This window comes from Stenotrophomonas sp. YJH_SMC_33, assembly GCF_059372295.1.
In genome coordinates this window covers 97,894-112,064 of the sequence record NZ_JCAFVJ010000010.1, presented here as the reverse complement: position 1 = coordinate 112,064, position 14,171 = coordinate 97,894, and the positions used below count along the sequence as shown (strand labels likewise).

Genomic DNA, 14,171 nt, shown 5'->3' with positions numbered 1-14,171 from the left:
TGATGCCTACGTTGGCACTGGGCCTGCTGCTGGCCCTACCGTCGCTGTCGTTCGCAGCAGCCGAAGCCAATACCCAGGTGCCGGCGGGCAGCCGCCACTACGCGGCGACGACGGTACCTGACCGCATCGTCGCCTCCCCGTCGGCCGATCCCAGCCATGGGTTCGCCGTGGCCTGGCGTACCGACGGCAGCGTGCAGGCACCGCTGCTGGAGATTGCCCCCGCCGGGGATTCGCCCGCCATCGAGGGCATCCGCCAGATACACGCGACGACCCGCGCGCTGCAGACCGAGAACGGGCTGTCACACCACCATCGAGCAGATATCGATGGCCTGCAGCCGGATACCCTGTACGTCTACCGCGTGCAGGGCAATGGCAGCTGGAGCGCCTGGAACCAGCTGCGTACGCTGGCCGCCGCCGACCAGCCGCTGACCCTGCTGTACTTCGGTGATACCCAGAACAAGAACATCAGCCACGTCAGCCGGGTGGTGCGTGCCGCGCAGAAGGCTGCACCCGAGGCGCGCATGAGCCTGTTCGCTGGCGATCTGGTCAGTGGAGGTGATGGTGCCGATGACAGCGAGTGGGGTGAGTGGTTCGCTGCGACCAGTTGGCTGGCGCAGGAGACCCTGGTGGCGCCGGCCATCGGCAACCACGAGTACTTCGAGGAATTCGAGGACACCCCGCAGGAGCGCCGCGTGCTGGGCCGCCACTGGCCGGTGACGTTCGCGCTGCCGGGCAATGGTGCCACCGCCGCGCACCAGACCAGCTACTGGTTCGATGCGCAGGGCGTGCGCGTGGCCGTGGTCGATGGCACATCGGCACTCGACCTGGGCACCGCCAAGGCACAGGCACAGTGGCTGGACAAGGTACTGGGCGGCAATCGGCAGCCGTGGACCATCGTGCTGCTGCACCAGCCGTTCTACTCGCCGCGCGAAGGACGCGAGAACGCCGCGTTGCGTGACGTGCTGCTGCCGGTGGTGCGCCGCCACAATGTTGACCTGGTGTTGCAGGGCCACGATCACACCTACGGCCGCCGTGGCGAAGGGCATGCCGCAACCCCGCAGTACGTGGTGACCGTGGCCGGCCCCAAGCAGTACCGTCTCTCCGACGAGGCACGAAAGACGATGGATCCGGTGGCCGAGGACACCCAGCTGTTCCAGGTGTTGAACATCGGTCCGCAGCGCCTGCGCTATGAGGCGCGTACCGTGACCGGTCGTCTCTACGATGCCTTCGAGTTGCGCCGCGATGCCAAGGGGGGCAAGCAGCGCACGGAGCTGACCGAAGGCCGCGTTACGCCACGCGACTGCCCGCGCGCACAGACCGCCAAGGGTCGTACCGACCGCTGCTGGGAATGAGGAGATGCCGATGACCACGCACCGCCGCATCGTTCCTCTCGCTGCCATCGGTGCGGCACTGCTGTTGCTGGCCAGTGCAGTGACCGCTGCCGATACCGTGCTGCACCCGTTCCTGGCCGACCAGCCGAAGCAGGCCCCGGATGAAGTTCACCTGGCGGTGGAGATTCCTGCCGGCAGCTTCACCAAGTACGAGATCAAGGAAGACGGCCTGGTGCATGTGGATCGCTTCCAGTCGATGCCGGTCGCCTATCCGGCCAACTACGGTTCGATGCCGCGCACGCTGGCTGGCGACAACGATCCGCTGGACGCGCTGGTGCTGACCCGTGAACCCCTGCATCCGGGCGTGATCGTGCGCTTCCGGCCGATCGGTTACCTGAAGATGATCGATGGCGGCGAGCACGACGAAAAGATCATCGGCGTACCGACCGACAAGGTCGACCCGACCTACGCCACGATCCGCGATCTGAAGGATCTGCCGGAGGTCGAGCGCCAGCGCATCGAGGCCTTCTTCCGGGTCTACAAGGACCTGCCGGCCGGGCGCAACCCGGTGCAGCTCAACGGTTGGGGCAACGCCGCCGAGGCGAGGGCACTGATCAGCGAAGCGATGAAGCGCTTCGAAAAGTAGATCCACGCCATGCGTGGATTCAGTCCAGCAACGTCTCGATGAACGATTCGGCCTGCAGGCGGTCGCCCAGTACCCGGGCCACCGCCTGTACTGCTGCCTCGTGGTGTTCAGGGCGGATGCCGCCATCATCATCGTCGTTGTAGAGGTCATCGCCGGCATCGAGGTATACCGTGCCCGCTGCAGCCAGAGCCGCCATCAGGGTCGGCACATCGGCGGTGATCTCGCCGGCATCCAGCAGGCCGGCACCGTGATGGCTGAACAGTACACGGCCATCGTCCAGGTCGAGGATGAACGGATCGGCGCTGCGATCGGCAATCACCAGCCAGTTCGATGGCCAGTCGTTGATCCGTTCGCCGCTGACGCCGTGCCATCGATAGCCGGCCTGCTGGCTCCACAGGCGTTGCAGTGGCGGTATCCAGACATCAAGGCCGGGAACGGTGATGCCGGCGCGGCCAACCCTGGCATTGATCTCTTCGCCCAGCGGCCCCACCTGCGCGTAAAAACGTGCCAGTACGGGGGGCAGCGGGAACGGGCCCTGCCAGTCACGCTCGTGCTGGGCATGCAGCAGCCCGAAGCGGGCGAATGAGGCGTGCAGATCATCCATGTCAGAGTCCAACGGGTAGCGGCCGTGCAGCCTAGCAGACGGCGTCTGCGCGCATCTCCTTCACCACCGCTGGCTATCATGTGCGCCTTCCACAACGAAGGCAGTGCCTGTGTCGGTAGCGTTGGTATGGTTCCGCCGTGATCTGCGGCTGCAGGACAATCCGGCCCTGCAGGCCGCGCTGGATGCAGGTCACGATGTGGTGCCGGTCTACATCCACGCGCCGCACGAGGAAGGCGAATGGGTGCCGGGTGCGGCCTCCGATGCCTGGCGCCACCGTTCACTGGCCGCGCTGGATGCGGACCTGCGCGCGCGGGGTTCCTCGCTGGTGCTGCGCAGCGGCGATAGCCTGCCGGCCCTGCAGTTGCTGATCGAGCAGGCGGGCGCCGAGGCGGTGTACTGGAACCGCAAGTACGAACCGGCCACCCAGCCCCGCGACGCGGCCATCAAGTGCACGCTGCGCGAGCAGGGCATCGACGCGCAGAGCTGCAATGGCAGCCTGTTGTTCGAACCCTGGGACATTGCCACCCAGCAGGGCCAGCCGTACAAGGTATTTACGCCGTACTGGCGCAATGTACTCAGTCATTGGCGCCTGCCGGCACTGCAGGCTGCACCGGAAGCACTGGCGCCGCACGCGGTCGACAGCCTGGCATTGGATGATCTCCAGCTGGCACCGACGCTGGACTGGGATACCGGCTTCTGGGAGCACTGGCAGCCGGGTGAAGCCGGTGCGCTGGAAGCACTGTCCGTCTTTGAAGACGGTGCCCTTCGCGGGTATCGCGAGCAGCGTGACCTGCCGGACCGTGTCGGGACCTCGCGGTTGTCGCCCCATCTGCACTTCGGCGAGATCGCGCCGTGGCGCATTGCGCAAGCCCTGGAAGGGCTGCGCAGTGCGGCCACCGATGCCGACATCGACGGCTACCTGCGCCAGCTGGGCTGGCGTGACTTCGCCTACCACCTGCTGCATCACTTCCCGAAGACGCCGACCGACAACCTCAACCCGCGTTTCGACCGTTTCCCGTGGGCCACTCCGAGTGCCACGCAGCTGCACGACTGGCAGCGCGGCAATACCGGCGTGCCGATCGTCGATGCCGGCCTGCGCGAGCTGTGGCACACCGGCTACATGCACAACCGGGTGCGGATGATCGTGGCCAGCTACCTGTGCAAGCACCTGCGCGCGCACTGGCTGCATGGCGCGCGCTGGTTCTGGGACACCCTGGTCGACGCCGACCTGGCCAATAACACCATGGGCTGGCAATGGGTGGCCGGGACTGGCGCCGATGCCGCTCCGTACTTCCGGGTGTTCAACCCCGTGACTCAGGCCGAGAAATTCGATCCGCAGGCACGGTACATCAGCCGCTGGGTGCCCGAACTGGCCGCGCTGCCGGTGAAGGCCCGGTTTGCGCCGTGGCAGCATCCGCTGCTGCTGGCGGCGCATGCCCCGGGCTATCCGCGTACGCCGCTGGTGGACCTGGCCGCGGGCCGCGACGCCGCATTGGCGGCATACCGCCAGTCGGGGGCGGGGTAAAGGGTGACCCGAGCGATCCGGTCAGTTAGCTGAACGCGGCCCTGTCGGCGCACCGGATCATCATCCCGACGTCGCATCGGGCTGTTTATTCTCTCTGCGCCCGCAAGCCGCCGGCCCGTCCGGAAACCAAGGAGAACCTCATGATCCGCAACACCACCCGCAACGTCGCACTGGCCCTGATGAGTGCGGCCGTCCTGTCGGCCTGCGCCACCGGCGGCTCCTACGTGCAGAGTGACCAGTACGGCAATCCGACCGAGCAGCAGAACCGCACTGGTCGTAACGCGCTGATCGGTACCGCCATCGGCGTGGCTGCCGGCCTGTTGACCGGCGACAGCGCCACCGAGCGCCGTCAGCACGCATTGATCGGTGCCGGTATCGGTGCGCTCAGCGGCGCCGCGGTCGGCCAGTACCAGGATCGCCAGGAACGCGCGCTGCGCGAGCGCACTGCCAACACCGGCATCGATGTGCAGCGCCAGGGCGACAACATCATGCTGAACCTGCCGGACGGCATCACCTTCGACTTCGGCAAGGCCACCCTGAAGCCGCAGTTCTACGGCTCGCTCAACGGCGTCGCCGGTACGCTGCGTGAGTACAACCAGACCATGATCGAAGTGGTCGGCCACACCGACAGCATCGGCAGCGACGCTGTGAACAACCGACTGTCGAAGGAACGCGCCGACTCGGTCGCCCAGTACCTGATCGGCCAGGGCGTGCAGAGCGTACGTATCGAAACGCTGGGCGCCGGCAAGGCGTATCCGATTGCCGACAACAGCACCGACGCCGGCCGTGCCAAGAACCGCCGCGTCGAGATTCGGGTGATTCCGCTCAAGCAGTAACGCGTAGCGTTATTGCTTGAGCCGGTCCGGCCATCGGCCGGAGCGAAAATGCCGCCCTTGCAGGCGGCATTTTTGTGGGTGCCGAGCGTTGCTCGGCACGCCGATGGCGTATGCGGAGTCTAGCCGTGCTCGACTCACCAGAGGCAGTCGAGCGTGGCTCGACGCTACAGAAACCGGCATCGCGCGCCCGGGTAGAGCCACGCCATGCGTGGATACCCCCGGCTACGCCGCCGAAGCGGCCACCTTCTCCAGGATCCGCTTGCCGCTGCTTTCCAGAGCGGCGTCTTCCTTTTCCTTCTGCTGCTGCGCCAGCTTCGCACCCGGGCACTGCGCCAGCATGTAATTGGCATCGAAGTTGAGCTTCTCGACCAGGAAGTCGACAAACGCACGCACCTTTGGCGAGACCAGGCGGCCGCCGGCGAACACGGCGTTGAAGTCCACTTCCGGGCCGGTCCAGCCGGCCAGCACGCGGCGCACCATGCCCGATTCAACGAACGGCTTGGCCATCACGTCGCCGGTCAGCAGCAGGCCTTCGCCACAGACCAATGCACCATTCAACGCAGACATGTCGTTGGCGGTCATCAGCGGGGTAACCGGGAAGTCGCGCAGTTCCCCACCGTTCTCGCCCAGCTGCCAGGTGAAGCGCGGCGAGTTGCCGGTGTGGTACGGCTTGCGCATCGCAAGGATGCGATGGAACTGCAGTTCTTCCGGATGCAGCGGCTCGCCGTAGCGCTCGATGTAGGCCGGGCTGGCGAACACCTGCGTCCGCAGGCTGCCCAGCTTGCGCGCGACCAGATTGGAATCGGGCAGGGCACCCACGCGCAGCGCCAGGTCCGCTTCACCGGCGATCAGGTCCAGCTTTTCGTTGCCCATGTGCATGTCCAGGCGGATCTCCGGGTACTGCGCATGGAACTGGCCCAGCAGCGGGGCGATCCAGGTGATGCCGATCGAATAGGGCACGGTGAAGCGCAGCCAGCCGCGCGGGCCGGACTGCAGCTGGCTCACCGCGCTTTCGGCCTCTTCAAGCTCGCGTGCGATGCGCTGGCAATGTTCGTGGTAGATCGAACCAGCTTCGGTCAGGCCGAGGCGGCGCGTGGTCCGGTGCAGCAGGCGCGCGCCCAGGCGCGTTTCCAGCTCCTGCACTTTGCGGCTGACCGTGGTCTTGGGCAGGCCGAGCGATTTGGCAGCGGCAATGAAGCTGCCTTGCTCGACCACTTTGACGAAGATCAGCGTCTCGTTGAGATCGTGGGACATGGTCGGGATCCTGGACGTCGGGGATGGGACAATCGTGACAGAACGATTGGACCGGGAGCGGGATGATTATTCCCCTTAATCAGGACTAATCAAGTAAAGGTTTGAGGTCTATCGTGGCGCCATTCGTTAATTGGAGCCCTTCCGCCATGAGCCTGCGCAACATTCTTGCCCGACTCCGGAACGCCGGCCAGAGCACCCTGGACCTGGCGATGACCGTCGAAGCCCGTCCGAGTTCCTTGGTAAACAAGGACTTTCGTGAGTTTACCGCGCCCATGCGTCAGCAGCGTGGCGGCGCCATCCGCTTGGCCCCCCACAAGGGTGACCGGCTGCTCCGGATCGGGACTATCCCGGATTTGGGAGGAAATGTCCCGTGAATGGGATACTGACGCCCGAAGTTCTGGTCCTCGGTGGTACCGGTGCCGTGGGCCAGGGCGTGGTCGGCGCCTTGCTGGAAGCCGGCAGTCCGGTGCTGGTGGTCGGTCGCGATCCGGGCCGGCTGGCTGCGCTGCATGAGCAGTTCGCCGATGAGCCGGGCCTGGAGACGCTGCTGGGTTCACTCAGCGATGACGGCTCGGCACGCGCCCTGGCCGAACGCATCGGGCAGCGCCCGCGTCCATTGGCCGCGGTGATCGCGGCCATGGGCGGGCCCTACCGTCGCGGCCGGGTGATCGACCGCAACGGCGAGGAGCTGCTCGGGGCCATGCAGGCCGACCTGATGCCGCATGTGCATGCGGTGCGCCACCTGCTGCCGTTGTTGCAGGACAACGTGCATGCGCGGCGCTATGTGATGATCGGCAGCCCGGCCAGCGCCAAGCCCTGGGCGGGCTACGGCGAGACCTCGATCACTACCGCCGCGCTGCGCATGTACGCGCAGGTGGTGCATCAGGAAGCGCAGGCGCTGGGCGTGCGCGCGCAGATGCTGGAAGTCTGCAGCCCGGTGTGTACCCCGGCCAACGCGGCCAACGCCTGCATCGAGTGGCCCAGCTCGCTGCTGGTCGGCCGCCGCGTGGTCTCGCTGCTCGATGGTTGCCGGGACAACCGCGCCATCGTCCGCTGCGACAGCAGCGATGCCGAACTGCCACGCGGCCTGCTGCACCTGGAAGTTCCCCCTTTGTGGCGCGATACCGCAGGCGTCGCTTGACCTCGACCAAGGTTGAGGTCGCAGTATGCGCCGCCGATTTTTGCAACACGTTCCCATATTGCTGTACCACCCCTCCGTACGGATGCATGCCATGACTTCCCCCAATACCACCCCACATCGTTTCGGCCATCGCATTGCGATGGTTGGCGTGTCGATCCTCGCCGCGGCCGTGCTGGCGGCCTGCAGCGGCGGCCATGCCGAAGAGGCCGGTGCACCGCCGCCGCCGCAGGTCAGCGCCGCGCCGGTGCTGGTCAAGCAGGTCAGCCAGTGGGACGAGTTCAGCGGCCGCGTCGAAGCGGTACAGAGCGTTGAACTGCGCCCGCGCGTGTCCGGCTACATCGACAAGGTCAACTACGTCGAAGGCCAGGAAGTGAAGAAGGGCGATGTGCTCTTCACCATCGACGCCCGCAGCTACCAGGCCGAGTACGACCGCGCAGCCGCCGAGCTGGCCCGTGCCCGCACCCAGGCCAGCCTGGCCCGCAGCGAGTCCGAGCGTGCCAAGCGGCTGTCCGAGCAGCAGGCGATCTCCACCGAGACCGCCGAGCAGCGTCGCGCGGCTGCCGACCAGGCGGGGGCTGCCGTGCAGGCCGCGCAGGCGGCCCTGGATGCAGCCCGGCTCAACCTGGAATTCACCAAGGTGCGCGCGCCGATTGACGGCCGTGCCGGCCGCGCGATGGTCACCGCCGGCAACCTGGTCACTGCTGGCGACAGCGCCAGCGTGCTGACCACGCTGGTCTCGCTGGACACGGTGTTCGTCTACTTCGATGCCGACGAGAGCACTTTCCTGCGCTACGCCCAGATGGCGCGCAAGGGCGAGCGCCCGAGCGAGCGGGACAGCGAGCTGCCGGTGAAGGTCGGCCTGTCGGGGGAAGAGGGCTATCCGCACTCGGGCAAGGTCGATTTCCTCGACAACCAGGTGGCGCGCAGCACCGGCACCATCCGCGTCCGTGCGCTGCTGGACAACGCCGACCGCCAGTTCACACCGGGCCTGTTCGCCCGCGTGCAGCTGCTTGGCAGCGGCCAGTTCCAGGCCCTGCTGATCGACGACAAGGCCGTGCTGACCGACCAGGACCGCAAGTACGTCTATGTGGTCGACAAGGATGGCAAGGCCCAGCGCCGCGACATCCAGCTCGGCCGTACCGCCGACGGCCTGCGCATTGTCGAGCATGGCCTGGCCGCAGGTGACAAGGTCATCATCGACGGTGTGCAGAAGGTCTTCATGCCGGGCATGCCGGTGCAGGCCAAGGCGGTGGCCATGCAGCCACCGGCCGCAAAGCCCGCACCGGGCCGCGATGCCACCGCTGCGCTGAACCACTGATCCGCCCGCTCCTGATCCGCGTCCCCGCTTAGCTGCCGGCGCCAGCGGCAGCCTTCCCTGCCTTCGTCATATTGGCGAGGGGCGGGGCGGCTGTTGCCCGCCGAATGCCTTTCCCAGGAATTCCTCCATGGACTTTTCCCGCTTCTTCATCGACAGGCCGATCTTCGCGGCGGTGCTGTCGATCGTGATCTTCGCCGCAGGCCTGATCACGATTCCAATCCTGCCGATCAGCGAGTACCCCGAAGTGGTGCCGCCGTCGGTGGTCGTGCGCACGGTGTATCCGGGCGCCAACCCCAAGGTCATTGCCGAGACCGTTGCTACCCCGCTCGAAGAGGCGATCAACGGCGTCGAAGGCATGATGTACCTGAAGTCGGTTGCTGGCTCGGACGGCGTGCTGCAGATGACCGTCACCTTCCGCCCGGGCACCGACCCGGACGCGGCGGCGGTGAAGGTGCAGAACCGCGTGGCGCAGGCACAGGCACGCCTGCCCGAGGACGTGCGCCGGCAGGGCGTGACCACGCAGAAGCAGTCGCCCACCTTCCTGATGGTGGTGCACCTGACCTCGCCGCAAGGCAAGTACGACACTCTGTACCTGCGCAACTACGCGCGCCTGCACGTCAAGGATGCGCTGGCGCGTATTCCGGGCGTGGGTGACGCGCAGATCTTCGGTGGCGGCGATTACGCCATGCGTGCCTGGCTGGACCCGGACAAGGTGGCGTCGCGCGGCCTGACCGCCAGCGACGTGGTGCGCGCCATGCGCGAGCAGAACGTGCAGGTGTCGGCCGGCCAGCTCGGCGCCGAACCGCTGCCGGACAGCAAGTTCCTGACCCTCATCAATGCCCAGGGCCGGCTGAAGACCGAAAAGGAATTCGGCGACATCGTGCTCAAGAGCGGCACGGATGGCGAGATCGTGCGCCTGTCCGACGTGGCCCGCCTGGAACTGGGCGCGGGCGACTACACCCTGCGCTCGCAGCTGGACGGCAAGAACGCGGTGGGTATCGGCATCTTCCAGTCGCCGGGTGCCAACGCGCTGGAAATCCGCGACCAGGTCATCTCGACGATGGACGAGATGCAGAAGACCATGCCGGCCGATGTGAAGTACGAAGCGGTGTATGACACCACCATCTTCGTGCGCGACTCGATCAAGGCCGTGGTCTCCACGCTGCTGGAAGCGATCGCCCTGGTGGTGCTGGTGGTGATCCTGTTCCTGCAGACCTGGCGTGCGTCGATCATTCCATTGATCGCGGTGCCGGTGTCGGTGGTGGGTACCTTTGCCGCGCTGTACGTGCTGGGCTTCTCGATCAACACGCTGAGCCTGTTCGGCCTGGTGCTGGCGATCGGCATCGTGGTCGACGATGCGATCGTGGTGGTGGAGAACGTCGAGCGCAACATCGAGGAAGGCCTGTCGCCCACTGCGGCGGCACACCAGGCCATGCGCGAAGTGTCCGGCCCTATCGTGGCGATCGCGCTGGTGCTGTGCGCCGTGTTCGTGCCGATGGCGTTCCTGTCCGGTGTCACCGGCCAGTTCTACAAGCAGTTCGCCGTCACCATCGCGATCTCCACGGTGATCTCGGCGATCAACTCGCTGACCCTGTCGCCGGCCCTGGCCGCGCGCCTGCTGAAGGCCCATGGTGCGCCGAAGGACGGCCCGAGCCGCCTGATCGACCGCCTGTTCGGCTGGGTGTTCCGTCCGTTCAACCGCTTCTTCAAGTCCAGCTCGGAGAAGTACGAACGTGGCGTGGCCCGCATCCTCGGCCGTCGTGGTGCGGTGTTCGTGGTCTACGCGATCCTGCTGGTCGGTACCGGCGTGATCTTCAAGCTGGTGCCGCCGGGCTTCATCCCGACCCAGGACAAGCTGTACCTGATTGCCGGCGTGAAGCTGCCGGAAGGTTCGTCGATCGCACGCACCGATGAAATGCTGCGCAAGGTGGCCAAGATCGCCCAGGAAACCGATGGCGTGGCCCACACCATCTCGTTCCCGGGTTTGAATGCACTGCAGTTCACCAACACGCCCAACACCGGTGTGGCGTTCATTCCGCTCAAGCCGTTCGCCGAGCGCCATGGCCGCACTGCCGCGCAGATCAACGCCGAGATCAACCAGAAGATCGCTGGCCTGCAGGAGGGCTTCGCGTTCGCGATGATGCCGCCGCCGATCCTCGGCCTGGGTAACGGCAACGGCTACCAGATGTTCATCGAGGACCGCGGCAACCTGGGCTACGGCGCACTGCAGAATGCCGTGCAGGCGATGCAGGGCACCGTTGCGCAGACCCCGGGCATGGCCTTCCCGATTTCCAGCTACCAGGCCAATGTGCCGCAGCTGGATGCCGAGGTGGACCGCGTCAAGGCCAAGGCACAGGGCGTGCAGCTCACTGAGTTGTTCGACACGTTGCAGACCTACCTGGGTTCGGCCTACGTCAACGACTTCAACCAGTTCGGCCGTACCTGGCAGGTGATCGCCCAAGCCGACGGTCCGTTCCGCGAGACGGTCGAGGACATCGGCAAGCTGCGCACCCGCAACGATCGTGGCGAGATGGTGCCGATCGGTTCGATGGTCACCATCAAGCAGACCTTCGGCCCGGATCCGGTGCTGCGCTTCAATGGCTACCCGGCAGCGGACCTGGCCGGCGAGGCCGACCCGCGCCTGCTGTCCTCGGCCGAGGCGATGACCAAGCTGACCGAGATCGCCGGCAAGGTACTGCCGGTCGGCATGACCACCGAATGGACCGACCTGAGCTACCAGCAGGCAACCCAGGGCAAGGCCGCCTTCATCGTGTTCCCGGTGGCGATCATGCTGGCCTTCCTGGTGCTGGCCGCGCTGTACGAGAGCTGGTCGCTGCCGCTGGCGGTGATCCTGATCGTGCCCATGACCCTGCTGTCGGCGCTGTTCGGCGTGTGGCTGACCGGTGGTGACAACAACGTGTTCGTGCAGGTCGGCCTGGTGGTGCTGATGGGCCTGGCGTGCAAGAACGCAATCCTGATCGTCGAATTCGCCAGAGAGCTGGAGATGGGCGGCAAGGGCATCGTTGAAGCCGCGCTGGAAGCCTGCCGCCTGCGTCTGCGCCCGATCGTGATGACCTCCATCGCGTTCATCGCCGGCACCGTGCCGCTGGTGCTGTCGCATGGCGCAGGCGCCGAGGTGCGCTCGGTGACCGGTATCACCGTGTTCGCCGGCATGCTGGGCGTGACCCTGTTCGGCCTGTTCCTCACCCCGGTGTTCTACGTGGCACTGCGCAAGCTGGTTACCCGCAACGGTGGCGGCCAGCTGGTGCAGCATGGCGAACCGACCATCCATCACTGACATGGAACCCCGCCGCCGCCGGCTACCGGCCGGCGGCGGCTTTTCCCTCACGAGGCATGAATCCATGAACACCCATCAGAACAAGATCGCGCTGGTCACTGGCGCTACCCGTGGCATCGGCCTGGAAACCGTGCGCCAGCTGGCCCAGGCGGGCGTGCACACGCTGCTGGCCGGTCGCAAGCGCGAAACGGCGGTGGAGCTGGCCCTGAAGCTGCAGGCCGAGGGCCTGCCGGTGGAAGCCCTGCAGCTGGACGTGACCGACGCGGCCAGCATCGCCGAGGCAGTCGAGCAGGTGCGCCAGCGCCATGGCCGCCTCGACATCCTGGTCAACAATGCCGGCATCATGATCGAGAATCCCGCGCAGGCGCCGTCGGAGCAATCGCTCGAGACCTGGAAGCGCACCTTCGACACCAACGTCTACGCGCTGGTGGCAGTCACCCAGGCCTTCCTGCCGCTGATCAGGCAGGCCAAGTCCGGGCGCATCGTCAATGTGTCCAGCATGCTCGGCTCGCAGACCCTGCATGCCGACCCGACCTCGGGCATCTACGATTTCAAGATCCCGGCGTACAACGCCTCCAAGGCCGCGGTGAACAGCTGGACCCTGAGCCTGGCCTACGAACTGCGCAACACGCCGATCAAGGTCAATACCGTGCATCCGGGTTACGTCAAGACCGACATGAACGGCGGCAACGGCGAGATCGAAATCAGTGAAGGCGCGCGGTCCAGCGTGGAAATGGCACTCATCGGTGAATCCGGTGCCAGCGGCAGCTTCACCTACCTGGGCGAGGTGCTGCCATGGTGATCCGCACGTTGGCGATGGCCGTCTCCAGCCTGGTGCTGGCGGGCTGTGTCAGCGTCGGCCCGAACTACAAGGCGCCGGTGCAAGAACCGGTGGTGCTGCAGGGGGCGCAGCAGCCTGTGTTCAGCACTACCTCGCCGGTGGCCAGCTGGTGGGCGCAGTTCGACGATCCGGTGCTGGAAGAGCTGGTGCACGGCGCACTGTCGGACAACCTAGACCTGCGCGTGGCCGTGGCCCGCGTCAGCCAGGCCCGTGCTGTGTTCGTCGAAAGCCGTTTCGACCAGGCCCCGCACATCACCGCAGGCGGCAGTTACGACCGCCGCAAGCAACCCGATCCGCAGCTGGGTGGGCAGCGGGTGTTCAGTGAAAGCTACCAGCTCGGCTTCGACGCCGGCTGGGAACTGGATCTGTTCGGCCGCAAGCGCCGTGCTGCAGAAGCCGCGCGCGCCGACCTGGACGCCGAGCAGGCCAACCTGGCCGACGCGCAGGTGCTGGTTGCCGCTGAAGTGGCGCGCAACTACTTCGAACTGCGTGGCACCCAGAAGCGCATCGCAGTGGCCCAGCACACGTTGGAGAACCTGCGCGATACGCAGAAGCTGACCGAAGCACGCTGGGAACTTGGGGCCGGCAGCGAACTGGACGTGCAGAGCAGCCGCGCCCGCCTGAAGGCGATCGAGGCCGATATCCCGCTGCTGGAAGTAGCCGAGACGCAGTCGCGCAACCGGCTGGCCGTGCTGCTGGGCCAGCGCCCGGAAGTGCTGACGGCGATGCTGGCACCACATGATGTGCCGGCATTCGCCAAGGCACTGCCGCTGGGCGATACCCGCGAGCTGCTGCGCCAACGCGCCGACGTGCGCGTGGCCGAGCGTCGCCTGGCCGCTGCTACCGCACGCGTGGGCGTGGCCACAGCGGACCTGTTCCCGCGGTTGTCGCTGTCAGGCTTCGTCGGCTTCCTCGGCGGCGATGCCAGTGGCCTGGTCAATGGCAGCAACAAGGCCTGGTCGCTGACGCCCTCGCTGAGCTGGGCCGCGTTCGACTTCGGCACCGTGCGTGCGCGCCTGCGTGCCAGCAAGGCTGAAGCCGAAGGCGTGGCCGCGCAATACGAACAGGCGGTACTGCTCGCCCTGGAGGACACCGAGAACGCGCTGACCCGCTATTCCAAGCAGCAGGCACGGTTGGCAATCGTGGTGGAGCAGGCGCAGGCGGCTCGGCGTGCCGAATCGCTGGCGCAGATCCGCTATCGCGAGGGATCGGAGGACTTCCTGACCCTGCTGGACGCGCAGCGGACCCAGCTGGCAGCCGATGATGCGCTGGCGGCGGCCGAGGCCGACGTCAACGTCAGCGTGGTGGGTGTGTACAAGGCGCTGGGTGGTTGGGGTCAATCACCGCAGCCGCCAAGCGTGGCGCAGGCGCAGTAAC

At 66.5% G+C, this 14,171-nt stretch carries 12 protein-coding genes; 10 read left to right on the top strand and 2 right to left on the bottom strand.

The features are described from left to right. Nucleotides 1–2: 2 nt before the first annotated feature. Both AC5P9W_RS15300 and AC5P9W_RS15295 read left to right on the top strand, forming a co-directional pair. Nucleotides 3–1,352 carry a purple acid phosphatase family protein gene (locus AC5P9W_RS15300; RefSeq protein WP_227854417.1) on the top strand — a complete coding sequence of 450 codons (1,350 nt, stop codon included), beginning with the start codon at nt 3–5 and terminating at the stop codon, nt 1,350–1,352. 10 nt (nt 1,353–1,362) lie between these two features. Next, nucleotides 1,363–1,977 (top strand): inorganic diphosphatase, encoded by a 615-nt coding sequence (locus AC5P9W_RS15295; protein ID WP_021203979.1) that lies wholly within the window; start codon nt 1,363–1,365, stop codon nt 1,975–1,977. 19 nt (nt 1,978–1,996) lie between these two features. Here the strand turns inward: AC5P9W_RS15295 and AC5P9W_RS15290 are convergent, their stop codons facing one another. Continuing rightward, nucleotides 1,997–2,581 (bottom strand): hypothetical protein, encoded by a 585-nt coding sequence (locus tag AC5P9W_RS15290; RefSeq protein WP_021203978.1) that lies wholly within the window; start codon nt 2,579–2,581, stop codon nt 1,997–1,999. Between the two features lie 109 nt (nt 2,582–2,690). Here AC5P9W_RS15290 and AC5P9W_RS15285 point away from each other — a divergent pair, with 109 nt between their 5' ends. Together AC5P9W_RS15285 and AC5P9W_RS15280 are read left to right on the top strand one after the other, a co-directional pair. Then, nucleotides 2,691–4,106, top strand: coding sequence for a cryptochrome/photolyase family protein (locus AC5P9W_RS15285; protein WP_021203977.1), 1,416 nt, complete (start codon nt 2,691–2,693; stop codon nt 4,104–4,106). Between the two features lie 140 nt (nt 4,107–4,246). Next, nucleotides 4,247–4,942 carry a YiaD family glycine zipper/OmpA-like lipoprotein gene (locus AC5P9W_RS15280; RefSeq protein WP_005416156.1) on the top strand — a complete coding sequence of 232 codons (696 nt, stop codon included), beginning with the start codon at nt 4,247–4,249 and terminating at the stop codon, nt 4,940–4,942. A 222-nt stretch (nt 4,943–5,164) separates the two neighbouring features. On the opposite strand, the gene AC5P9W_RS15275 is transcribed toward AC5P9W_RS15280, so the two are convergent. Next, nucleotides 5,165–6,196 carry a LysR family transcriptional regulator gene (locus AC5P9W_RS15275; protein WP_005409107.1) on the bottom strand — a complete coding sequence of 344 codons (1,032 nt, stop codon included), beginning with the start codon at nt 6,194–6,196 and terminating at the stop codon, nt 5,165–5,167. A gap of 146 nt (nt 6,197–6,342) precedes the next feature. Between AC5P9W_RS15275 and AC5P9W_RS15270 the strand changes: the two genes are divergently transcribed. From AC5P9W_RS15270 to AC5P9W_RS15245, 6 genes are all read left to right on the top strand, one after another. Further along, entirely contained in the window at nt 6,343–6,570 is a 228-nt protein-coding gene (locus AC5P9W_RS15270; RefSeq protein ID WP_329867484.1) for a hypothetical protein, read from the top strand. Then, entirely contained in the window at nt 6,567–7,337 is a 771-nt protein-coding gene (locus AC5P9W_RS15265; RefSeq protein WP_019661222.1) for an SDR family NAD(P)-dependent oxidoreductase, read from the top strand. The genes AC5P9W_RS15270 and AC5P9W_RS15265 overlap by 4 nt, the downstream gene beginning before the upstream one ends. Before the next feature lie 91 nt (nt 7,338–7,428). Continuing rightward, nucleotides 7,429–8,655 carry an efflux RND transporter periplasmic adaptor subunit gene (locus AC5P9W_RS15260; protein WP_019661223.1) on the top strand — a complete coding sequence of 409 codons (1,227 nt, stop codon included), beginning with the start codon at nt 7,429–7,431 and terminating at the stop codon, nt 8,653–8,655. Between the two features lie 127 nt (nt 8,656–8,782). Next, a complete protein-coding gene (locus tag AC5P9W_RS15255) occupies nt 8,783–11,953 on the top strand; it encodes an efflux RND transporter permease subunit (RefSeq protein ID WP_111099298.1) in 3,171 nt (1,056 codons plus the stop codon). Between the two features lie 64 nt (nt 11,954–12,017). Beyond that, a complete protein-coding gene (locus tag AC5P9W_RS15250) occupies nt 12,018–12,755 on the top strand; it encodes an SDR family oxidoreductase (protein WP_021203972.1) in 738 nt (245 codons plus the stop codon). Next, nucleotides 12,749–14,170, top strand: coding sequence for an efflux transporter outer membrane subunit (locus AC5P9W_RS15245; protein WP_111104699.1), 1,422 nt, complete (start codon nt 12,749–12,751; stop codon nt 14,168–14,170). Before AC5P9W_RS15250 ends, AC5P9W_RS15245 begins: the two co-directional genes overlap by 7 nt. Nucleotide 14,171: the final 1 nt, after the last annotated feature.

Bases quoted from the DNA above. Each gene is read 5' to 3' on its own strand.
- AC5P9W_RS15275 (WP_005409107.1), bottom strand. From the start codon at position 6,196: ATGTCCCACGATCTCAACGAGACGCTGATCTTCGTCAAAGTGGTCGAG.
- AC5P9W_RS15290 (WP_021203978.1), bottom strand. From the start codon at position 2,581: ATGGATGATCTGCACGCCTCATTCGCCCGCTTCGGGCTGCTGCATGCC.
- AC5P9W_RS15280 (WP_005416156.1), top strand. From the start codon at position 4,247: ATGATCCGCAACACCACCCGCAACGTCGCACTGGCCCTGATGAGTGCG.
- AC5P9W_RS15245 (WP_111104699.1), top strand. From the start codon at position 12,749: ATGGTGATCCGCACGTTGGCGATGGCCGTCTCCAGCCTGGTGCTGGCG.
- AC5P9W_RS15270 (WP_329867484.1), top strand. From the start codon at position 6,343: ATGAGCCTGCGCAACATTCTTGCCCGACTCCGGAACGCCGGCCAGAGC.
- AC5P9W_RS15260 (WP_019661223.1), top strand. From the start codon at position 7,429: ATGACTTCCCCCAATACCACCCCACATCGTTTCGGCCATCGCATTGCG.
- AC5P9W_RS15250 (WP_021203972.1), top strand. From the start codon at position 12,018: ATGAACACCCATCAGAACAAGATCGCGCTGGTCACTGGCGCTACCCGT.
- AC5P9W_RS15295 (WP_021203979.1), top strand. From the start codon at position 1,363: ATGACCACGCACCGCCGCATCGTTCCTCTCGCTGCCATCGGTGCGGCA.
- AC5P9W_RS15255 (WP_111099298.1), top strand. From the start codon at position 8,783: ATGGACTTTTCCCGCTTCTTCATCGACAGGCCGATCTTCGCGGCGGTG.
- AC5P9W_RS15300 (WP_227854417.1), top strand. From the start codon at position 3: ATGCCTACGTTGGCACTGGGCCTGCTGCTGGCCCTACCGTCGCTGTCG.